Raw genomic sequence first — 20,951 nt, 5'->3', positions numbered from 1 at the left:
CCGTCATCGGTTGTATTTATAACGACTTTAGGGGTGCTTTTTAAGTTTTTTATATAATATAAAACTGCTAATTTAATTTTTCAGCTTATCTAGTAATTGAATTCATTAACTGGAAGAAGTATTCAGGCTTATAAGTCTTATTTAGGTTATACCATGAATGTAACGTATCTGGTGCAAATACATCAATTTTTTTCAATACTTCCATTGCAAATTCCAGAGGAGCTACTCCTGATGCAGTAATCAAATTTTCATCACATACTGCAGGTTCCATCTTATAAAGTTGTTCTCCTTTATAATTAGGACAAACCATTTTAATATATTCTAAATCATTGCTTGTATGTTTTCTAGAATCTAGGTATCCAAAATTCGCTAACCCCTCAGTTGCACCACAAATGGCAGCAACAATAGTGCCGAGTTTTAACGCTTCACCAATTTTTTTTAAGATAGGGTGATGAATGCTTTCCTCCCAAGTAGTCCCTCCAGGTAAAACTAAAAGATCGTTACTCTCAAGAGTACATTCATCCAGGGAAATATCTGGCTTTATGCTCAGTCCTCCCATCGTAGTAATAATTTCATTATTAGCTCCTACTGTAACTACCTTTAAAGGGGCTAACTCTTTTTTGAAATATCTTCCTGAGTTTAGTTCTGCAATTAAATGTCCATATTCCCAGTCTGACATCGTATTAAATACATAAAGATAAACTTTTTTTGTTTGCATAAAATAACACTCCAATCACAATTGATTTTTTTAAAAAATATTAATAAGTAAATTTTACAATATTTATCATTTGAATTTAACCTATTTCCTTAAGAAGTTTTTAAAAAGTAATTTGGAAACTTTATTTGAATGTATAGTTTGCGAATTAAACAACCTTCAAAAAATACAATAGTTGAAATTTGTTGGTTTTAGAATGAAGAAATTAGGCTCAATATCCCAACTAAATTATTCATAAGTGAACTGTGGTATAATTTACATGTAGGGGGAAAGTAGATGACACAACATAAAGAAGAACAAATGAATGAGGCATTAGCATTATTTTACTTTGCATATAAAACTTTTACAGAAAAACCAGATGAAATTATAAAAGAGTACGGTATACAGCGTGTACATCATAGAATTCTGTTTTTTATTGCTCGTTTTCCAGGGCTTAGTGTAAATGCGCTGCTATCACTTTTAGAAATAAGTAAACAAGCTCTTCACGGACCGTTGCGCCAACTGTTAGATAAAGGACTTATTGAGAGTAATGAAGCTGCACATGATCGTCGTGTGAAACAGCTGTCTTTAACAGAAGAAGGAACAGACTTAGAGAAAAAACTGAGCGATGTTCAAAGAGAACAAATGGGAGCTATTTTCTCACAGTTTGGCGAATCATGTGAAGAAAATTGGCATCAAGTTATGAATGAAATGGCAAATAGCCGTTCAGGATTTGATGCATGGACGTCTAAGCGTGAAATACCAGTAGAATAAAAGATAGAAACAGTATCTTGTTTTGTAGTTTGAAAAATCATAAATTTTTATCTGTATATTTGGCAACTATGGATAAAAAATTCACATTGCCAAAAACTTTATATGTGTACGTATTGAAATTTTAAAATTCATATTTCCGAGAGGGGAATTATAATGATAAAACTTGTACTCATTCGTCACGGACAAAGTTTGTGGAATCTTGAAAATCGATTTACAGGATGGACAGATGTGGATTTATCAAAGAATGGATTAAGTGAAGCGAGAGAAGCAGGAACAATATTAAAAAAGAATGGATATACATTTGATGTTGCGTATACCTCGGTACTAAAACGAGCAATTCGTACATTATGGATTGTACTGCATGAAATGGATCTCACTTGGGTCCCTATACATAACTCATGGAAGTTGAATGAACGCCATTATGGTGCACTACAAGGATTGAATAAAGACGAAACTGCAAAAAAATATGGAGATGAACAAGTTCATATTTGGAGAAGAAGTATAGATGTGAGACCGCCTGCACTTACTGAAGATGATCCTCGATATGAGGCGAACAATCCAAGATATAAAACGTTAAAAAAAGATGAATTCCCATTGACTGAATGTTTAGAGGATACGGAGAAAAGAGTAGTTGATTATTGGCATTCAGAAATTGCACCGTCATTAAAAAGTGGTGAGAAAGTAATTATTTCATCGCACGGTAATACAATTCGTTCGCTAGTGAAATACTTAGACAACCTTTCAAGTGATGGTGTGGTTTCATTAAATATTCCAACTAGCATTCCGCTTGTTTATGAGTTAGATGAAAAATTACGTCCGATTCGTCATTATTACTTAAGTATGGACGGAGAAGTACCTGAAGGGGAAATTCCGAAACATATTTCTTTTTAACATGAAAATTTGAAACGCATGCTTGTCTACATATACAATGTAGATTCATGATAAAGTGAAACTTTAATCAGTGGAGGGTGTTCATCCCGCACTGATTATTAGTTGAACCAATCGGGCTTTTATGGGCAGTTGATCCCTCACCTAACGTCTTTGCTTTCGCTGAATTTTGAGGTGGGGGGGTCTTACTGCCCGTTAATGCGGGATAAAAGACGTGGCCTGCTTCTAATGTATATGCGATGTTGCTAACTTTAGAAGGTTGTCCACGTCTTTTGTCATAAAGAGAGCTGTTTGTGCATGTAATGATATCGTGAAGAGTTTTTGAATGGAGGGTGATGTGATTGACGATCTCTAACATTCGAATCGGTTTATTTATTCTAGCAATGGCCTTTGTAGTTCTTGTTTTCTTTTATTGGAGAAATGAAGAGTTGTACGAGGAGAAGAAACAACGAATTCGAAAAACTTGGTATGGTTTGTTTATAATATCAGTCGCAGTTTATTTCATGATAAAAGGAATAGATTTAACCCTCTGGAAAAATCTTTTAATGTTCACTGCGATGGTAATTTTCGTTGATATTGCATTTATTTTGACACCTAATATTTCAGAAATATGGGGCGCAAAATTCAGCGATATTGGAAAGACGGTCCAATCAATTAAAAGGTCATTAATTGCTTCAAAAGCAAGAGGAGAAATGTATACGACAATTATTCAAAATGTGAATCCAGCAGCCTTTGGGACAATGGAATGGCATATGGAAGAGGAGTATACAAAAAGCTTAAACGCATTTTTAGATTCATATGGGGAAAAGATTGGTGCGAAAATTGTTGTATTTGAAGCGGTGAAGGAATTAAATACAAACTTTCGTGGTATCCGCTCTCAATTTAGTATTATTGTTCCATTAGAACACATCGAGCAATTGAATGAGCAGAAAGCGGTGCAAGTAGAAAATGTCGGAATTATACCAGCGAAAATAGTTAGTGATGTTTTCATTGTTATTGATGGGAAGAAAAATAACCTTCAAGATCGAGATTTTGAAAATGTATATAATTTAACAATTCATCATAGTTATTTTAGTAAATAAGGACAGAATCTTTTTCTGTCCTTTTCACCTATACATAAAGGGAGAACAAATTCAGACAAGCTTGTATAAAATTGGACAATCATTCCTACACTAGCACGTAGAGGTGATTGTAGTGATAAAAGATTATGACAATGATTTTTTTAAAGAAGATAATGAAGATACAACAGATTTCTCTTTAATAAAAGGAGATACTTTGCAGCAAGTAGAAGAGTTAGAAGAAGAATTAAAAAGAAAATGATACGTGTACACTCTGTCTGCATTTGCTATATAATATAAATAAAAGGTTGTATCTTTTTGAAAAGGGGGAGAAGAGATGGCTGAAATAAATGTACAAAATTCTTCGTTTTTTAAAGAAAAAAAAGAAGAAGAAGCAAATACAGATTTCTCTCTTGTGAAGGGTGCATTAACGGAAAATATAAATCGTTTAGAAAAGCTTATGAATAGTAATAGTCCGAAATATATACAGGTGAAAAAAATAAAAGAAAATGCATAGAGCATTTTCTTTTATTTTTTTTGTTATTTGTGGATTAATAAGTAGTAGAGTATGAAAAGACTTGTTAATTAAAATAACAAATTTTAAAAATGTTAAAAGAAAGGTAAAATAATGAATCATGGTATAATGATAAAGGACTTACATATTATTTCGTCATTTTGAGAGGAGCTTGAAAAATGTATTCTACTTTAGAACAATTAACAAAGCACCCTGTATTTTATCATTTTGCAGAAATTTCAAAGATTCCTAGAGGATCAGGTAATGAAAAAGAAATTAGTGATTACTTAGTGAGTTTCGCAAAGGAACGTAATTTAGAAGTTATTCAAGATGAAGCGTTAAATGTCATTATAAAAAAAGAAGCTACTTCTGGTTATGATAATGTTCCAACTATTATTATTCAGGGACATTCTGATATGGTTTGTGAAAAGAATCAAGCGACAGTTCATGATTTTGAGAAAGATCCAATTGAACTTAGAGTTATCGGAGATATGTTATATGCAAATGAAACAACTTTAGGTGCGGATAATGGTATTGCCGTTGCATATGCATTAGCATTATTAGATTCAACAGACATCCCGCATCCAGCTTTAGAAGTTGTTATTACAACTGAAGAAGAAACGACAATGGGCGGTGCATTCGCTGTTGATTCAAATCATTTTGACGGAAAAATATTTATTAATATTGATTCTGAAGAAGATCATAAATTACTAGTGAGTAGCGCAGGTGGTGCGAAAGCAGTTGAAACGATTTCAGTGATTTGGGATGAAGCGCCAGTAGATATGGACACATACCGACTATATGTTGGTGGACTTAAAGGTGGACATTCTGGTTTGGAAATTGATAAACAACGCGGTAATGCGAATAAAGTATTAGGACGAGTTTTACGTGATTTATCAATTCACATTCAATTTAATATGAGTGAAGTTCATGGCGGCTTAAAAACAAATGCAATTCCGCGTGAAAGTGTAGCTACAATTTTATTACGTGCAGAAGATGTACAGCAAGTAGAAGAAAAACTAAAATCATGGACACGTATTTTACAAGAAGAGCTGCGTGCTGTTGATCCGGATGTTCATGTTTCACTTACAAAAATAGAAGAAAAGGCGGGAAAAGTCTTTTCTAAAGAAACACAAAAACAGCTTATTTCTTCATTATTCTTAATTCCAAATGGTATACAAAGTATGAGCATGGATATTAAAGGTCTTGTAGAAAGCTCAACTAATTTAGGAGTTATTCAAACACTGCAAGATGAGATTAAATTACGAAGCGAAGTGAGAAGTTCTGTAAGTAGCTTAAAACAACATATTGTAGATGAAATTAAGTATATTGCGGAATTAGTAGGGGCAACATTTGAAAAAGAGTCTGAATATCCAGAGTGGCCATATAATCCTAATTCGCCTATCCGTAATTTATTCGAAAAAGTGCACCAAGAAAAATACAGCAAAGATGCTGAAATCTTCGCTGTACATGCAGGAATTGAGTGCAGTGTATTTGTTCAAAAAATGCCTGAGTTAGATGCTATTTCATTCGGTCCAGATATCTTTAATGTTCACACTCCAGATGAACATATTAGTATTTCTTCTGTTGTGAATAACTGGGGATTTTTCGTTGATGTAATGCAGGGAACGAAAGAATTAGCTAAGTAATAATGATGAAATGAAAAGTAGCCTATAAAAATTTATAGGCTACTTTTTTTGTATAGAGTTTTATTAGAAATTCATTTTTATGTTAGTATTTAATTTTTGCTCTTATGTCTAGAGGAGATTGTACCAAAGATTGCTCCAGATATTGCCCCGATTAAAGTCATAAAAATCGCACTCCATGCTGCAAATGACATAATTACACCTCCAAATAATAAATTGTTATAACTATTTATTATTATTGTTTCTTAGCCCTTTGAATAGAAATGATAATCGCAACAACTATTAAGAAAATAAGAGGAGACCAAGAAAAGAAAGACATTTAGTATTCTCCTTTCAATATTAATTTTAAATCCTTATATAAACAAATTATCGCATGTTTAAAAATTGAAAATATGGAATATGCAATATTGCATATCGAATTGGAGAACATAAAAAAGTGAAAACGGTTATTGAATAAAAATGCTAATTTATAAAGAAAGCAAGGATTTCTCCTAGCCTTAAAAAGGGGCAACGGTAAAAAAAGCCCCTCTTATATAAGATAGAGGAGCTTTAAAATGGTTTTTGTCTAATAAAAATAGTATCCAATATTTATTTACTGGTGAGATTAATGTTAATTATTTTGAGATTTTAAAGCTGCCCCCATAATAATAATTTTCTCCAATTTTCATAACAGCCACATATGTTCCCGGATTATAAACCTTAGTAATAGACGTTACAAATCTACCATAATTATGTGATATACCTGAGTCGTAAATGGTTTTATATCTATGCAAGTTTATTTCATCATTTTCATTTTCACTCAATCGATATATTTTTACAATGCCAGTATCTTTACCACCAGTGTATATATTAACATCGAATGTATCTCCATGCTTCAAGTCACCAATTGCTAACTCTTCTAAAAAATCTGCATTATGATGTAATAAAAAATAGTTTTGCCACTGCCAAGCATCTAAAAATGGTGATTCTTTTTGTGTAAGTTGCGATTCAGCAGACACAGGTGTGATTGTACTAATTGTATCCGAAAATAAAAATCCTCCAACAGTCAATGCTCCAATAATTGCTGATTGCCTTAAAAGTTTCATCTTCTAAACCTCCTAATTAATAAAGGATTCAGAAATCATTTCTGTGAAAAACTAGCTGTGCGGCGAAATGGATGATGATATCTCCTTTAATTATATTAACATTTATTAATTTGTCAGACAAATTAATAAATAATAAAATTATATCGAGGAAGTTAAGACTAATATAAGAAAGAAGTTAGATGTATAGCTAAGAAATCTTTATTATATGTAATTGAGATCTATTATTTGAAAACTCGATTATTTTAACGCTAAAAGTTCAGTTCACACCATTAGTTTGAGTACATAATTTTACAATTTGACTTATTTAATTTATCACGTTATGATTTTTTATTATAACTGAAAGGCTTGAAGATAATGATTCGTCGTTTGAAAAAGTTTAAAAATGTCGCTGTCGTATTAAGCTTCTAAGTAAGTTGCAAAAATCTACAATACTTAGAAGCGAGGAATATAGTTATGAAGCATCCATTATTTAATCATTGGTCTGAAACAAAGTATTTAAAAGATATAGTAACAAATCCACTCATTGAAGTAGGAGAGTACTCCTATTATTCAGGGTATTATGGAAATCAAAATTTTGAAGATGGTTGTGTAAGGTATTTATGGGGCGATGCTAAGTCCCAAGCACTTTTCAATCCAATTGAACAGATGGGTTGGCATCTTGATAAACTTATTATTGGAAATTATGTTTGTATTGCAAGTGGCGTTATCATTTTAATGGGTGGTAATCATAATCATCACTCAGAATGGATTACAGTGTATCCATTCGCTGAGCAAATCGGACAATCTTATGAACCGAAGGGTGATACAGTCATTAAAAGTGATGCCTGGATTGGTATGAATGCTACAATAATGCCTGGCGTTACAATCGGTGAAGGTGCAATCGTTGCGGCAGGATCTGTCGTATGTAAAGATGTTCCGCCATATACAATAGTGGGCGGTAATCCTGCTAAGGAAATAAAAAAACGGTTCACTGATACAGAAATTAATATGCTAATGGAAATGCGTTGGTTTGATTGGGATAGAGAATTGATTGAGAAGGCAATTCCTCTTTTATCTAGTCCAGCCATTGAACCATTATTTACTTTTTATAAAAATGAAGTGAAAAATAAATAAATCAGCTAGAAAAACTACATTCTATATGGGATGTAGTTTTTTTACTACAAAAAAACTAATAGTTTAGATGAAGAAGAATTCATATTTGGTATGAGTCTAGCAAATAGTTGGATTTAATAATTGAAATTCTTAATATCCAATAAACTAACGCTAGTAGTAAAGTCTGTATAAAATAGTTGGCAATTTTAATATCTGATTAATATAGCACTTACAATATATTTTTTGTGAAATTGAAATGAAGTAGCAAGTTATGTTAAATTAAACATTATTCCAAAGTCACGAAGATAAAAGTCATTAAAATATTGTGTTATGGTTTCTTATATCAACGCACTAAGTATTAAAATTTTTTGAAAAAAACAACAAATATATGCTTTGTTTTATATTAATTGCATGTAAGGATGCATGTAATATATCAACTCTATTAAATAAATTAAATATAAAAAGCCAAACGAACTTTAAAAATCACACTGCCATTAGAGGAGAGAAAGATATGAATACAATCATGATTGTAGAAGATGATATAAAAATCGCTGAATTACTGGGAACGCATATTGAAAAATATGGATACCAAAGTGTTATGATAGAGGATTTTGAAAATGTTTTAGATACATTTCAAAAGATTAAACCAGATTTAGTGCTATTAGATGTAAATTTACCCAATTTTGACGGTTATTATTGGTGTCGCCAAATACGAGCTATTTCTACTTGTCCAATTGTATTTCTATCTGCAAGGAGTGGAGAGATGGATCAAGTTATGGCTTTAGAAAATGGTGGTGATGACTATATTACGAAACCTTTTTATTATGAAGTTGTAATGTCTAAAATCCGTAGTCAACTCAGAAGAGCATACGGTGAATATGCTCCTAAAGTAAAAGAACGAATAGTTGAGCAATCAGGACTATTCCTGTTCCCAGAAAGAATGGAACTTCAACTAGAAGATAAGACAATTATACTTACTAAAAAAGAAACAACTTTATTGGAAATATTGATAACAAAGTCTCCACTACTTGTAAAACGTGAAGTGATTTTGGAACAACTATGGGATAGTTCATATATAGACGAGAATACATTGAGTGTAAATATAGGGAGAATTAGAAGGAAGTTGCAAGATTTAGGTATTGAAAACGCACTGGAGACAGTTCGTGGTGCTGGATATCGTTTGCATGCTACTTGGGAGAAGGAAGGAAAGGAATAATGAAATTATTTTTACAAGAACATATTCCACTCATTTGTTATACATTTGCTCAATTGCTTATCATTCTTTTTATATATTGGTTTGATGGTTATCCACATATTTTGACAGCAGTATATTCTGTATTTTTGGGTGTTTTTTTATTAATGGGTTATCTAATATATCGTTATTATAGTCATCGTTCATTCTACAAGCGTCTATCAACACCAATAGAAACTTTAAATGAGTCAATAAAAGATAGTGATTTGACTCCATTATCAATGGCCTTAGATAAATTACTACAAACTCAATATCAATATTATCAAAACCAATTAAAAAAATGGGAACGAAAACAACAAGAACAAATGATTTTTATGAATCAATGGGTTCATCAAATGAAAACACCTCTTTCTGTTATTGAGTTAATTACACAAGATGCAGATGACTCTCGATTTGACAGTATTAATGAAGAAACGGAAAGAATAAAAAAAGGATTAGAAATGGTCTTATATGTTGCTCGTTTAGAAACATTTGAACAAGATTTTCATGTAGATAGATTGCAATTATTGGGAATGATTGATTCTGTTATTCATGAAAATAAATGTCTGTTTATACGTAGTTATGTGTATCCACAGGTAAAAGTAGATCCGAGTCTTATTGTAGAAACAGATAAGAAGTGGTTTCGATTTATACTCAATCAAGTGCTGTCAAATGCAATTAAATATTCATCAAGTAAGAAAGAGAAAGTAATAGTATCGGCGTATTCCAAAGGACGAGCAATTATTTTGGAAGTAAGAGATTATGGAGTGGGTATCCCTACTGCGGATTTACCACGTGTTTTCCATCCATTTTATACTGGAGAAAACGGTAGAAAATTTAAAGAGTCTACTGGCATGGGATTATATCTTGTTAAAGAAGTATGTGGAAAATTAAATCATAAGATTGAGCTAGAATCTGAGGTAGATAAGGGAACAATAGTTAGAATAATATTCCCGTATGCATCTCGTTAACCGATGAAAGGTAAACTTTTCATCGGTTTTTTCTTTTGAATCTTACAAACTTGTTAGATAAATGTTAGGGAAATCGATATGAGACATACTATATATAGGTTACACTTCATGTATCGAAAAGAGAAATGGAAGGTGAAATACTTGTGGAGATACTACATGTTTCAGATTTAGGGAAAGTTTATCCTGGGAAAATTTCATATACAGCATTATCCCATATTGATTTAAAAATAAACAAAGGTGAATTTGTAGGAATTATGGGGCCATCTGGGAGTGGTAAAACAACGCTATTAAATATGGTGTCTACTATAGATGCTCCAACATCAGGAGAAGTAATAATTCATGGAGAAAATCCATATCTGTTATCTCCAGATCAGTTGTCTTTATTTCGGAGACGTGAATTAGGGTTTGTTTTTCAATCATTTAATCTCCTTAATACATTGACAGTGAAAGAAAATATTGTTCTTCCACTTACGCTTGATGGTGTAAATCCTAGAGAAATGGAAAGGAAAGTGGAAGCTATTGCTGAAAAACTTGGGATAACTGAAATATTAGATAAACGTACGTATGAAATTTCTGGGGGACAAGCACAAAGAACCGCAATCGCGCGTGCTACTATTCATAATCCAAAATTATTACTTGCAGATGAACCTACAGGAAATCTGGATTCAAAATCAGCGCGTGATGTGATGGAACTATTGACAAGGCTTAATAAAGAAAATAGCACAACGATGATGTTAGTGACACATGATGCAATGGCTGCAAGTTATTGTGATCGAATTGTGTTTATCAAAGATGGACAGTTATACAATGAGATTTATTGTGGAGATAATCGCAAAGTATTCTATCAAAAAATTCTAGAGGTTTTAGCATTGTTAGGAGGAAATGCAAATGACTTTTCGACAGTTCGCGTTTAATAACGTCATTCGAAGTAAACGAACATATTTGGCTCATTTTTTAAGTAGTACGTTTGCTATTATGATTTTCTTTACTTATGCATTACTTGCATTTCATCCTAATTTACAAGGCGATCTTGCTACCAGTGTAACAATCAATACAGTTGCAAAGTCAGGACTACAGATATCGCAGGGGTTAATATTTTTCTTCTCATTCTTCTTTATCCTATATTCTGTAAGTGCATTTTTAAAAACAAGAAAAAAAGATTTTGGAATTCTAATGCTACATGGGATGTCACGTTCACAGTTGAATAAATTAGTATTTATTGAAAATATAATAATTGGTATCGCTTCTATTTTAACAGGAATTACAATTGGAATGGCGTTCTCTAAGTTTATCTTAATTATGAGCAACAATCTGTTAATAATTGATAAAGGACTCCCATTTTACATGCCCTTTAAAGCAATTGGAATAACATTTGGAGCTTTCTTCTTACTATTTTTATTTATTTCACTTTTCACTACTCGACTAGTAAATGTAGAGCAATTAGTAGAATTAATAAAAGCAGAGGAAAAGCCAAAGCCTGAACCAAAAGCATCCTTTTGGCTATCTTTATTCGCACTTATTTGTATGGGATTAGGATATACGGCTGTTTTCCATAGTATTAACGCAATTCAGTACAAGGGTTCGAATTATGTATTATTCATGATGGGGGCAGGGGTGAGCTTTGTTGTACTTGGAACGTACTTCTTATTTACCCAGCTCAGTGTGTATGTGTTACGTGCATTAAAGAAAAGGGAAAATATTTTCTTTAAGAAAACAAACATACTAACCATCTCAGATTTAGTGTATCAATTAAAAGATAATGCAAAAATGTTTTTTATGGTCACTATTATTTCTACCGTTGCCTTCACTGCAGTGGGGACTTGTATGGGATTAGGCAACTCATCCATGGCTGAATCGGAAAGTCCTTTTGCATTTTCTTATCAGTCTTATAATAATAACCATTTAGAAAAAGAACATTTAAAAAAAATAGAAAGCGAACTCCATGATGGTGAGTTTAATTTCAAACAGGTGACTTATTCAATAAAACAAATTCGAGATACTCTCTATAACAGTAATTTATTATCAACCGTTATAAAATTAAGTGATTATAATAAGTTAGCTAAGGCATTTGGTTTTGAAAAAGAAAGCTTAAAAGATGAAAATGATAGTGTTGTCATACCTTCAAGAAAAGTTGCTAATACAAAATCTAATCAAAATAACTTTCAATTGTTGTATAGAGATATAAAAAAAGATATGCATGTAAATAAAATACTTACTCCGAAAGAATTACAAGATACAAGAGTAACGATAATTATTGTACCAGACGCTGTATATAATCAAATGATACCGGATCCAGAGAATTACTATTTCGAAAACACTATTAATGGTTTTATTGTGAAAGATTGGGAGAAAACAAAAAAAGTTGCGGAAAATATTGTAGCTGCTTTTCAGAAGGATAATAAAGGTATAAATGAGCATATAGTAGACAGCGAAAAATATACATTTTCGGCTTTAATTCTTACATGGATAGAGATGAGGCAAGGGTTTGGACTTGCATCTATCATGAGTGTATTAATAGGCATTGTTTTCTTTACGTTTGCCGCAAGCTTTTTATATTTCCGGTTATACACAGACTTAGAACGAAATCAGCAGCAATATAAAATGATAGCAAAGGTCGGTTTAAGCAAACCGGAATTAAAGAAAGTTGTGTCACGTCAACTTACATTGTTATTCTTTTTACCAATTTCAATAGCGATTACACATAGTACGGTTGCTTTTATGGCCTTACAAAAGTTAGCCAATTTTTCAGTCTTGGGTAGTTCAGTTATGGTATTAATTTGTTTCTTAGTTTTGCAAATTATATACTTTTACTTTGTTCGTTCTCAATACTTGAAAAAAATGTATAAAACGATTTTTTAATTCAAAAATAATTAAAAGAAGGAGAATATAGGTTGAAAAAAAGACTAAGATTATTAATAGTAGCAGGTATTTCTATTACCATGTTAGGAGCATGTTCATTATTTGGTGCAAAAGATTCTCCAGCAAATGGACTTGCAATAGAGGTTGGCGAGATAGACGAACAAACTAGAAATTCTATAATAGATTTATACAAAGATATAACTATATCAAAAGACTTATATGCAATAAAAAAAGGGACCATAGAAAATAAAAAACACAACATAAAGCTCCCAGCGGATTTTGGGGATTCTAATAATAGTGAAGTGCTATTTATAAGTAAAACAACTGCTGAAAAAATGAATAAAAAAGGGCTTATACGTGAGAGAGATAATAATAGTGGACTCACATCTTCAATTCCCCTGGATTCTTTACACAAAATAAAAAAAGATGAAATTATTTTATTTGCAAATAAAGAATATAAAGACTTGAAAGAACTAACATTTGATGAGAAAAAAATGAATGTTCAATATAAAGGGGATGTATGGCTATCTCCATATCGTGGTGGATCCAACGTGATCCTATTAATTGTAGATGATACATTATTTAAAGAAATAAATGGGAAAGAAAAAACAAGACAATTTCTATCTTTTAATAAATCTTTTGGGAATCTTAATTTAGTCAATCAAGGGAAAGCACCCGAATTAAGAAAGGAAATAGATAAAGTGAATACGGCTTTAGGCACTGAGGACAAGAGAGCCGTCAATTTTGTAAATATTACAGAAAAGTAAAAAATTACGTCTATATGGATAGAACCAGCACCTTCTATATTTATTGATATTTTGTAATATTGAAAAATATAGAAGGTGCTTATTTACCTTGGAGCTGAAATGAAATTCGTTTTACTTAATTTTAAATTTTGCAATAGAATTATTCTAGCAAATAACTTTTTATGATTTACTACTTTATACGGAATTACATCGTTAAGATGTATCTCACAAATAATTTTTCCAACAGATCATGGATGTGGTGTTTAATATTTCTGTTGGTATAACAAATAATATTATTTAATATTGTTCATCGGAATATAAAACGAAATTTTAAAGAGTATCTAAATATATCAAAATAGAACGAATTCAAAATTTTATACTCAATCAAAAAAATTTATAATACACGATATTCGAAACGCTCAATGGATACGGATTTAATTTGGGGACAAGCGAGATACGTGTAAAAATATGTTATAGACTTACTTTTATTATGAATTAGATTTTATACTTTTAGAGAGCGCCATATATGCTCACTTAATGAAAATATCCTTTGTAAACTACGTATTTCCCTCTATTCCTGCAATATGTTTTTTTATTACACCTTCTATATTGCAATTTAAAAAGCAGAATGTATGTCTCGATCTACATATCAGGTGATTGGCATGGAATAACTGCTTTAGAGTTGATTCCAATAGAAATCAATATCTAATTTTGTTTTTTATTATTTGTACTAGAATCAATTATGAAATAATCTCCCCATTATGGTTTGGTTTTTATAGATTATCTTAAGAAAAATTAAGAAATATAATCAGTAGTTCTTAATATGTTTTATTTATAATTCAAATGATTACACAAAATTGTTTCTTCATTCTAAAACCGTAAATTTCTAAGTGTACAAGGGTGTTTTTAGCTTATGGGACTAAAATAATTTGAATAATATTTTATATTCTAACATGGAGGAGACCCAGGAAATTGATTTTAATGTAAAAGTTCACTTTATTACATAAGGTAAATGCAAAGTAATTAAATAGCAGTTTATTTTAAAGAAATGTAAAACGGATAATGAAAAAACAAACGTAGGAGGATATATATGATAAAACCAGTTGTAGATGTAAAAAACATTCAAAAAGTGTACGGTAAATAAGGTGAGAATCAATCACATGTGTTAAAAGTTGTATCATTCTCAATTCAAGAGGGCGAGTTTGTAAGAATTATGGGGCCATCTGGTTCTGGTAAAACAACAATATTAAATGTAATTTCGACACTTGATAAAGCAGCGTTATTAAAATTGGAGGAACGGATATTACGAAAATGAAGCAAGGTGAGCTTTCAGATTTCCGTACGTAAAAGTTAGGATTCATTTTCTAAGACTTTAGAGAATTTATCTATTTACGAAAACATTGTACTTCCACTTTCCCTTAAAGGTGTTCCATCACGAAATATTGGGCTGAAAGTAGAAAAGGTAGCTGATATGTTAGGAATTTTAGCAATACTCCAAAAGTATCCACCTGAAGTATCTAGTGGGCAGCAACATGTATACTTGTGCATGAGCCGGCCATTATACAGTTTATAAAATCTGCAGCAATGATTCTTTTTTTGAGATAGCGAAAATGGATTTTTTTATGCAATTCATTTTGTTTTCTTAACAAAACACCTAGTGCTTTCTTATCTTAACGGGGAACAAATTTATTACTTAGATGGTCTATTACGTGTATTCCTAAAAATGGATGTCCAAATTGAATACAATATATCCCGTTTGATATCTATTTTTATGTATTGCAAAAATATGAAAGGACTTATTATTTTGAAAAATAAAAGGATATATATTGGTGGGGTACAAGTTTAATACTTTTACAGATGAGGCATTGCAAGTGGAAACGAAAAAGAAACAACTCAAACAGTAGCTTATCAATCATACAAACGTAGGAGGATATATATGATAAAACCAGTTGTAGACGTAAAAAACATTCAAAAAGTGTACGGTAAAAAAGGTGAGAATCAATCACACGCATTAAAAGGTGTTTCATTCTCGATTCAAGAGGGGGAGTTTGTAGGAATTATGGGGCCATCTGGTTCTGGCAAAACAACATTATTAAATGTAATTTCGACTCTTGATAAAGCGACGGGTGGCGTTATTGAAATTGCAGGAACGGATATTACGAAAATGAAGCAAGGTGAGCTTTCTGATTTCCGTTCGCAAAAGTTAGGATTCATTTTCCAAGACTTTAATTTATTAGAGAATTTATCTATTTACGAAAACATTGCACTTCCATTATCCCTTCAAGGTGTCCCATCACGAAAAATTGGGCCGAAAGTAGAAAAGGTAGCTGATATGTTAGGGATTGTAACAATACTTCAAAAGTACCCATCTGAAGTATCTGGTGGACAGAAACAGCGTTCAGCAGCAGCACGTGCGTTAGTGCATGAGCCTGCAATTATTTTAGGGGACGAGCCAACAGGAGCTCTTGATTCTAAAAATGCAACTAGTTTACTTAATGCGATGACAAATTTAAATAAAGAACAAGGCGTATCGATTATGATGGTTACGCATGATCCATACAGTGCAAGTTACTGTCAGCGTATTTTATTCATTCAAGATGGTGAGTTATATAAAGAAATTCACCGTAATGGTACACGTGAAGAGTTTTACAAAGAAATTTTAGACGTACTTGCAGATTTAGGCACACAAAAAGCGTAAGAAAAGGGGTTTGGGCATGTTATTTAAACTTTCCATGTCAGGGTTAAAAAGTAAGTTACAAGATTATATTGTCTTACTTGTTGGTCTTATTGTATCTATTTCAATTTTCTATATGTTTCAAACGCTAGCACTAAATAAAGGGTTCCTTGAATCTAATGCACATGTGGGTCCTATTGTATATATATTCCACATTGGTTCCTTTTTATTAGCAATTGTAACATTTTTTTATATTTTATATGCAAACTCTTTCTTATTATCTCTTCGCCAAAAAGAGTTTGGCATGTACATGATGTTAGGAGCAAAAAAGCATAAAGTTACCTTACTTATGTTTATCGAAACAATCGTATTAGGTGCCGCATCTCTTGTAATCGGAATTGTAGTTGGTGTAGGACTTGCAGAGGGTATCGGTCGGTTATTAATGAAACAATTGGAGTTAACTGGAGAAGGTTACAAAGCTTTGTACATTCCATCTATGGTTGTTACTTGCATCTTCTTCTTTGCATTATTTGTACTATCAGCAAGTATGAATAGTATTAAATTATCACGTATTTCTGTATTACAACTTGTACATGCAGATGCACAAACAGAGCATGTCGCGGTAAAAGGAAAAATGGCAGCTGTAGTTGCATTCCTTGGTCTGATTTTGCTAGGTATTGGTTATGCATCACTGATCTATATACCACATGAAAAAGATCTAGGAACCGTTCCTAAATTAATGGCTCTTGGATTAATCACAGCAACAGTTAGTACTTACATGTTATTTGGATCACTTCTCCCAGTTATGATTAGAAAGTTAAAGAGTAATAAAAAACGTAGTGAAAAAGGGCTTAATGCTTTTACTTTTGCTCAATTAAACTTCCGTATTAATGGCCTAACAAATGTGCTTGCAACGGTAGCAATTCTAGTGGCTCTTGGCGCTGGTGGAATTGCGTGTGGTCTGGCATTTAAAAACGACGTTCTAAAGCAGACTGATAAAGGAACAATTTACGATTCGGTAGTTCATAATCCAACAGCGGAAGAAAAGGACATTTTGAGTGGTATCTTATTCCAAGAGAATCTTGAATATCGCTACAAAGTAGATGATAAGTATGTTTATTATATAAAAGAAGATTTAGAGAAAAATCGTCCTTTAGTAAAAGATAGAAAAAATGGGAAGACGCTGAAAGTTTCAGAGAAAATTCCCATGGATGCATTTGCATTGTCAAGACAATGGGGTAAAGATGATGGGAAACCAAAACAATGGAGCGACGCTTTCCAAACAATCCAGCCAATGTATATGTATCCTGATCATGAAGTGAAAATTGTCGATCAAAACATATACGATAGTATGAAAGGTACAAAAAATACGGTGTTTATTGGGAAGACAGATGATTTTGGATCATACATAAAAGAATGGAAAAAACTTGATGAATTACAGGTAGCGAAATATAAAAATGTGAAAGCGGAAGAACTGGATAGTAAGTATCAAACATATAATATGAATCATGGTTTTGCCAGCGGACTAATGTTTATGGGTTTCTTCGTTGGAATTGCGTTCTTAGCAATGATGGCGAGTTGCTTAATGTTTAAAATTCTATCTGGTGCATCCAAAGATAATACACGTTATCAAATGCTTCGTAAAATCGGTGTTCGCCGGGAGTTATTAATACAATCGATTTATAAGGAGTTATTCTTCGTATTCTTAGTCCCAGAAATTGTGGGTATTGTTCACATATTAGTTGGTATGAACATGTTTGGCCCTCTTTTAATTGATCCGTATTTTCGGATTTGGTTACCAATTGTTATTTTCATAGTGATTTACTCGATTTACTACTTGATTACAGTTCAATTGTATAAAAGAATTGTACTTCCGAAAGAAGATTAATGTAATAATATTATGTATACTAAGTATTGACAGAATGGGCCCCCGTTATGTTGAAATGAAAAAATACTATGTAAGCAAAATAGAAAGTGAATTTGAGATACAAATATGCAGCAATGAGCGGCAGAAAGTGTTAGAAGAAAAGTAAATACAAGTAGGGGTCGCATTTCATGTATAACTTATAAGAAGTTATGTATGAGCAATTAAAAGAGAAAAATACTATTCTTTCTATATCTTAATAATGAAGGGAAATGAAGAGGCAAGATAGCATCGTTCCTACATTGAGTACTACTTTAACCTCATTTGTAGGAACTCTTGCACTATCCCATTACAATAAAATTGAATAATCATCCAATATTAATTGTTAACTATAATCAAAATTTTACAATTATTTTTTTATTAAAAGCTAAATTTAATGAAGAAGAAAACTTATTAATTGTAAATGGATCTAAAGAAAATTTCGAACAATATTTAAGACATTATCTTTTATACCGATTATGTTATTTTGGCGCTTTTAATTGCAAGTATATACTAAAGAGAGGATAGAAATGTACCACCTGCTTTTGCCTTTAGTTGTTCAATACGAGAAAAATGTGGAGGAATATGATGGAGTCAAAAATTCTTATTGTTGATGATGATAAAGAGATTAGAAATCTTATCTCTGTTTATTTGGAAAATGAAGGTCTGAAAACTCAAAAGGCAGAAGATGCTATTGAAGCTTTAAAATTGTTAGAAGAAAAGAAGTTCGATCTTATTATTTTGGATATTATGATGCCTAATATGGATGGTATTGAAGCATGTATGAAAATTAGGGAAGAACGAAATATGCCTATTATCATGCTATCTGCAAAATCAGAGGATATAGACAAAATTCAGGGGCTAGCGTCTGGTGCCGATGATTATTTATCAAAACCGTTTAACCCGTTGGAGTTAATCGCTAGAGTAAAATCCCAATTAAGAAGGTTTAAAAAATACAATACGCATACAGATAATAATAAAAGCATCTTAGAAATTGGTGATTTAACCGTGAATACAGATACACGTCAAGTATGGGTAAGAGGAACGGAAGTAAGGCTAACTCCAAAAGAGTTCGATATACTCAAACTACTTGCTCGTAACAAAGGAATTGTTCTCAGTGTTGCAAAAATATATGAAGCAGTTTGGAAAGATGCTTTTTATAAATCGGATAATACTGTCATGGTGCATATTACAAAAATAAGAGACAAAATTGAAGAGGATTCTAAACATCCAATTTATATTAAAACTGTTTGGGGAATTGGGTACAAAATATGAAGAAGGTTAGTTTTAGAAATAAGATAATTATAAAACTTCTTGGTGCTGTTGCAGTTAGTTTTTTTATTTCGTTTGGTTTAACAATCCTCACTTTTCTATATGTCATAATACCATTAAATCTAAATCACTATCTTGATGATCTTAGTACATTTGAAAATAATATGCTTACATTTCTTATATTCGCGTTAGCAATCTTTACTTTTATAATCATTTTTTTGATATTGGTTCGAAAGAAAATAATATATTTAAAGCTCATTTCTGATAGTGTTAATGATATTGCCAATGGAAAGCTGGGTTTGACAATTGGGATTGAGGGAAAGGATGAATTGACTCATCTTGCTCAAAATATTAATTATATGTCCAAGGAATTGGAGAATACATTTGAACAGGAAAGACAATTGGAACGTACAAAAAATGAACTCATAACCAACGTATCTCATGACTTACGCACACCGTTGACATCTATTATCGGCTATGTAGATTTATTAAAAAGAGGGCAATACGACAGTAAAGCACAATTACAGGAGTATCTCGAAACCACTTATTTAAAATCACAGAGATTGAAATATCTAATTGATGAACTATTTGAGTACACCCGTTTATCAGACATCGATGCTAAGTTAAACATTAACGAAGTTGATTTATCAGGCTTGTTGGAGCAAATAGTTGGAGAATATATTCCTATATTTGAAAAGGCAGGTTTAAGTGTTCAAAAATCAATAACGGAAGAAACAATACCTATTTTCATGGATGTAGAAAAAATGGTACGTGTTTATGAAAATCTGTTTATGAATGCGATAAAGTACAGCATGAAACCATCCGAATTATCAATATGTCTTGAACTAATAGGTAACAAAGCAATTTTGAAAGTATCAAATAAAGTCGAGAAGCCGCCTGTTAGCGATCCTAATAAATTATTTGAAAGGTTTTTCAGGGGTGATAAGGCAAGAAAAGATGATCAAGGAAATGGGCTGGGACTCGCTATCTCAAAAAGAATTGTTGAACTTCATAATGGTAATATACATGCAGAATATAAAGTAGGCTGGATGTCCTTTATTGTTGAACATCCAATTAAATAGAATGGCTTATGGAATGAAAGGTTCCATAAGCTTTTTTTTAAACTTAAGAAACTTCTTAAGTTAATAATTCAAGTAGGCCATTCATAGTAGACATGATACTGATAAGTTAATTTGATTTATCATTATAAAGTGATTAATCGAATAAAGGGGAAGTTCATTGATATGAATAATGTAAGAGACGATAGTAAATTTAGCAACCAGTGTGTTTTGGTATTCAACCGGGGCACACTGGTTTTATTTTTTTATAAATGTGGAACAAATGTATTACTTAGATTGTCTATTAAGTGTAATCCTAAAAGATATGAAAGTACAGATCATTTCGAAAAATACAAAGGTATTAAAAAGAGGGATATGTGTGGGAACACTAAGTGTCAGTGTGCCTAAAAGGGTGGGATGAGATGGTCTATATGAAAGTGGTTCTAATGTCTTATATGTATATAGAATTTGATAACGCTGTCTATT

At 31.8% G+C, this 20,951-nt stretch carries 19 protein-coding genes and 1 pseudogene; 17 read left to right on the top strand and 3 right to left on the bottom strand.

All coding sequences use genetic code 11. From position 1 onward, the window contains the following. Positions 1 to 85: 85 nt before the first annotated feature. Positions 86 to 718: a type 1 glutamine amidotransferase family protein gene (locus tag ACE38F_RS16140; RefSeq protein ID WP_375369169.1), complete on the bottom strand. Its 633-nt coding sequence runs from the start codon at positions 716 to 718 to the stop codon at positions 86 to 88. Positions 719 to 991: 273 nt separating this feature from the next. On the opposite strand from ACE38F_RS16140, the gene ACE38F_RS16135 reads away from it, so the two are divergent. From ACE38F_RS16135 to ACE38F_RS16110, 6 genes are all read left to right on the top strand, one after another. Further along, a complete protein-coding gene (locus ACE38F_RS16135; RefSeq protein WP_215556360.1) occupies positions 992 to 1,468 on the top strand; it encodes a MarR family winged helix-turn-helix transcriptional regulator in 477 nt (158 codons plus the stop codon). Positions 1,469 to 1,621: 153 nt separating this feature from the next. Continuing rightward, positions 1,622 to 2,359: a 2,3-diphosphoglycerate-dependent phosphoglycerate mutase gene (gene gpmA, locus ACE38F_RS16130; protein ID WP_002032137.1), complete on the top strand. Its 738-nt coding sequence runs from the start codon at positions 1,622 to 1,624 to the stop codon at positions 2,357 to 2,359. 380 nt (positions 2,360 to 2,739) lie between these two features. Then, positions 2,740 to 3,438, top strand: a complete 699-nt coding sequence (locus ACE38F_RS16125) for a type II toxin-antitoxin system SpoIISA family toxin (RefSeq protein WP_375369350.1) — start codon at positions 2,740 to 2,742, stop codon at positions 3,436 to 3,438. Positions 3,439 to 3,550: 112 nt separating this feature from the next. After that, positions 3,551 to 3,676 (top strand): hypothetical protein, encoded by a 126-nt coding sequence (locus tag ACE38F_RS16120; protein ID WP_000588712.1) that lies wholly within the window; start codon positions 3,551 to 3,553, stop codon positions 3,674 to 3,676. Positions 3,677 to 3,751: 75 nt separating this feature from the next. Then, entirely contained in the window at positions 3,752 to 3,931 is a 180-nt protein-coding gene (gene spoIISB, locus ACE38F_RS16115; RefSeq protein WP_215556362.1) for a stage II sporulation protein SB, read from the top strand. Between the two features lie 176 nt (positions 3,932 to 4,107). After that, positions 4,108 to 5,577, top strand: coding sequence for an aminoacyl-histidine dipeptidase (locus ACE38F_RS16110; RefSeq protein WP_375369168.1), 1,470 nt, complete (start codon positions 4,108 to 4,110; stop codon positions 5,575 to 5,577). 89 nt (positions 5,578 to 5,666) lie between these two features. Here the strand turns inward: ACE38F_RS16110 and ACE38F_RS16105 are convergent. Both ACE38F_RS16105 and ACE38F_RS16100 read right to left on the bottom strand, forming a co-directional pair. Next, positions 5,667 to 5,850, bottom strand: a pseudogene (locus tag ACE38F_RS16105) (hypothetical protein). A 338-nt stretch (positions 5,851 to 6,188) separates the two neighbouring features. Beyond that, the gene (locus ACE38F_RS16100; protein ID WP_215556364.1) at positions 6,189 to 6,659 is read right to left on the bottom strand and encodes a DUF5065 family protein; all 471 of its coding nucleotides are present in this window, start codon (positions 6,657 to 6,659) and stop codon (positions 6,189 to 6,191) included. A gap of 453 nt (positions 6,660 to 7,112) precedes the next feature. Here ACE38F_RS16100 and ACE38F_RS16095 point away from each other — a divergent pair, with 453 nt between their 5' ends. The 11 genes from ACE38F_RS16095 (at position 7,113) to ACE38F_RS16045 (ending at position 20,489) form a co-directional block, all read left to right on the top strand. After that, the gene (locus tag ACE38F_RS16095; protein ID WP_375369166.1) at positions 7,113 to 7,772 is read left to right on the top strand and encodes a CatB-related O-acetyltransferase; all 660 of its coding nucleotides are present in this window, start codon (positions 7,113 to 7,115) and stop codon (positions 7,770 to 7,772) included. Between the two features lie 490 nt (positions 7,773 to 8,262). Continuing rightward, positions 8,263 to 8,967 carry a response regulator transcription factor gene (locus tag ACE38F_RS16090; protein ID WP_002085517.1) on the top strand — a complete coding sequence of 235 codons (705 nt, stop codon included), beginning with the start codon at positions 8,263 to 8,265 and terminating at the stop codon, positions 8,965 to 8,967. Beyond that, positions 8,967 to 9,953: a sensor histidine kinase gene (locus ACE38F_RS16085; protein ID WP_375369165.1), complete on the top strand. Its 987-nt coding sequence runs from the start codon at positions 8,967 to 8,969 to the stop codon at positions 9,951 to 9,953. Before ACE38F_RS16090 ends, ACE38F_RS16085 begins: the two co-directional genes overlap by 1 nt. 143 nt (positions 9,954 to 10,096) lie before the next feature. Continuing rightward, entirely contained in the window at positions 10,097 to 10,867 is a 771-nt protein-coding gene (locus tag ACE38F_RS16080) for an ABC transporter ATP-binding protein (protein ID WP_113709451.1), read from the top strand. Continuing rightward, on the top strand, positions 10,842 to 12,812 hold the full coding sequence (locus tag ACE38F_RS16075; RefSeq protein WP_002185856.1) for an FtsX-like permease family protein: 1,971 nt from the start codon (positions 10,842 to 10,844) through the stop codon (positions 12,810 to 12,812). Before ACE38F_RS16080 ends, ACE38F_RS16075 begins: the two co-directional genes overlap by 26 nt. 32 nt (positions 12,813 to 12,844) lie before the next feature. Then, positions 12,845 to 13,579 (top strand): lipoprotein BA_5634 family protein, encoded by a 735-nt coding sequence (locus tag ACE38F_RS16070; protein ID WP_002127435.1) that lies wholly within the window; start codon positions 12,845 to 12,847, stop codon positions 13,577 to 13,579. A 1,141-nt stretch (positions 13,580 to 14,720) separates the two neighbouring features. Continuing rightward, entirely contained in the window at positions 14,721 to 14,873 is a 153-nt protein-coding gene (locus ACE38F_RS16065; RefSeq protein WP_002017044.1) for an ATP-binding cassette domain-containing protein, read from the top strand. Positions 14,874 to 15,494: 621 nt separating this feature from the next. Beyond that, a complete protein-coding gene (locus ACE38F_RS16060; protein WP_002127436.1) occupies positions 15,495 to 16,256 on the top strand; it encodes an ABC transporter ATP-binding protein in 762 nt (253 codons plus the stop codon). Positions 16,257 to 16,272: 16 nt separating this feature from the next. Further along, positions 16,273 to 18,120 carry an FtsX-like permease family protein gene (locus tag ACE38F_RS16055; RefSeq protein ID WP_375369164.1) on the top strand — a complete coding sequence of 616 codons (1,848 nt, stop codon included), beginning with the start codon at positions 16,273 to 16,275 and terminating at the stop codon, positions 18,118 to 18,120. 603 nt (positions 18,121 to 18,723) lie between these two features. Next, on the top strand, positions 18,724 to 19,410 hold the full coding sequence (locus ACE38F_RS16050; RefSeq protein WP_002085507.1) for a response regulator transcription factor: 687 nt from the start codon (positions 18,724 to 18,726) through the stop codon (positions 19,408 to 19,410). Further along, entirely contained in the window at positions 19,407 to 20,489 is a 1,083-nt protein-coding gene (locus tag ACE38F_RS16045; RefSeq protein WP_375369162.1) for a sensor histidine kinase, read from the top strand. The genes ACE38F_RS16050 and ACE38F_RS16045 overlap by 4 nt, the downstream gene beginning before the upstream one ends. The last annotated feature ends 462 nt before the right edge of the window (positions 20,490 to 20,951 follow it).

Origin of the sequence: Bacillus altaicus, from assembly GCF_042136375.2 — a bacterium.
GTDB classification, from domain to species: domain Bacteria; phylum Bacillota; class Bacilli; order Bacillales; family Bacillaceae_G; genus Bacillus_A; species Bacillus_A cereus_U.
The sequence above is the reverse complement of the archived record's forward strand: the minus strand, read 5'-3'. Positions and strand labels throughout refer to the sequence as shown.

What these genes read in the sequence shown, in the direction of transcription:
- spoIISB (WP_215556362.1), top strand. Translation starts at nt 3,752, where the DNA reads ATGGCTGAAATAAATGTACAAAATTCTTCGTTTTTTAAAGAAAAAAAA.
- ACE38F_RS16135 (WP_215556360.1), top strand. Translation starts at nt 992, where the DNA reads ATGACACAACATAAAGAAGAACAAATGAATGAGGCATTAGCATTATTT.
- ACE38F_RS16045 (WP_375369162.1), top strand. Translation starts at nt 19,407, where the DNA reads ATGAAGAAGGTTAGTTTTAGAAATAAGATAATTATAAAACTTCTTGGT.
- ACE38F_RS16110 (WP_375369168.1), top strand. Translation starts at nt 4,108, where the DNA reads ATGTATTCTACTTTAGAACAATTAACAAAGCACCCTGTATTTTATCAT.
- ACE38F_RS16095 (WP_375369166.1), top strand. Translation starts at nt 7,113, where the DNA reads ATGAAGCATCCATTATTTAATCATTGGTCTGAAACAAAGTATTTAAAA.
- ACE38F_RS16125 (WP_375369350.1), top strand. Translation starts at nt 2,740, where the DNA reads ATGGCCTTTGTAGTTCTTGTTTTCTTTTATTGGAGAAATGAAGAGTTG.
- gpmA (WP_002032137.1), top strand. Translation starts at nt 1,622, where the DNA reads ATGATAAAACTTGTACTCATTCGTCACGGACAAAGTTTGTGGAATCTT.
- ACE38F_RS16060 (WP_002127436.1), top strand. Translation starts at nt 15,495, where the DNA reads ATGATAAAACCAGTTGTAGACGTAAAAAACATTCAAAAAGTGTACGGT.
- ACE38F_RS16055 (WP_375369164.1), top strand. Translation starts at nt 16,273, where the DNA reads ATGTTATTTAAACTTTCCATGTCAGGGTTAAAAAGTAAGTTACAAGAT.
- ACE38F_RS16085 (WP_375369165.1), top strand. Translation starts at nt 8,967, where the DNA reads ATGAAATTATTTTTACAAGAACATATTCCACTCATTTGTTATACATTT.
- ACE38F_RS16090 (WP_002085517.1), top strand. Translation starts at nt 8,263, where the DNA reads ATGAATACAATCATGATTGTAGAAGATGATATAAAAATCGCTGAATTA.
- ACE38F_RS16140 (WP_375369169.1), bottom strand. Translation starts at nt 718, where the DNA reads ATGCAAACAAAAAAAGTTTATCTTTATGTATTTAATACGATGTCAGAC.
- ACE38F_RS16050 (WP_002085507.1), top strand. Translation starts at nt 18,724, where the DNA reads ATGGAGTCAAAAATTCTTATTGTTGATGATGATAAAGAGATTAGAAAT.
- ACE38F_RS16100 (WP_215556364.1), bottom strand. Translation starts at nt 6,659, where the DNA reads ATGAAACTTTTAAGGCAATCAGCAATTATTGGAGCATTGACTGTTGGA.
- ACE38F_RS16075 (WP_002185856.1), top strand. Translation starts at nt 10,842, where the DNA reads ATGACTTTTCGACAGTTCGCGTTTAATAACGTCATTCGAAGTAAACGA.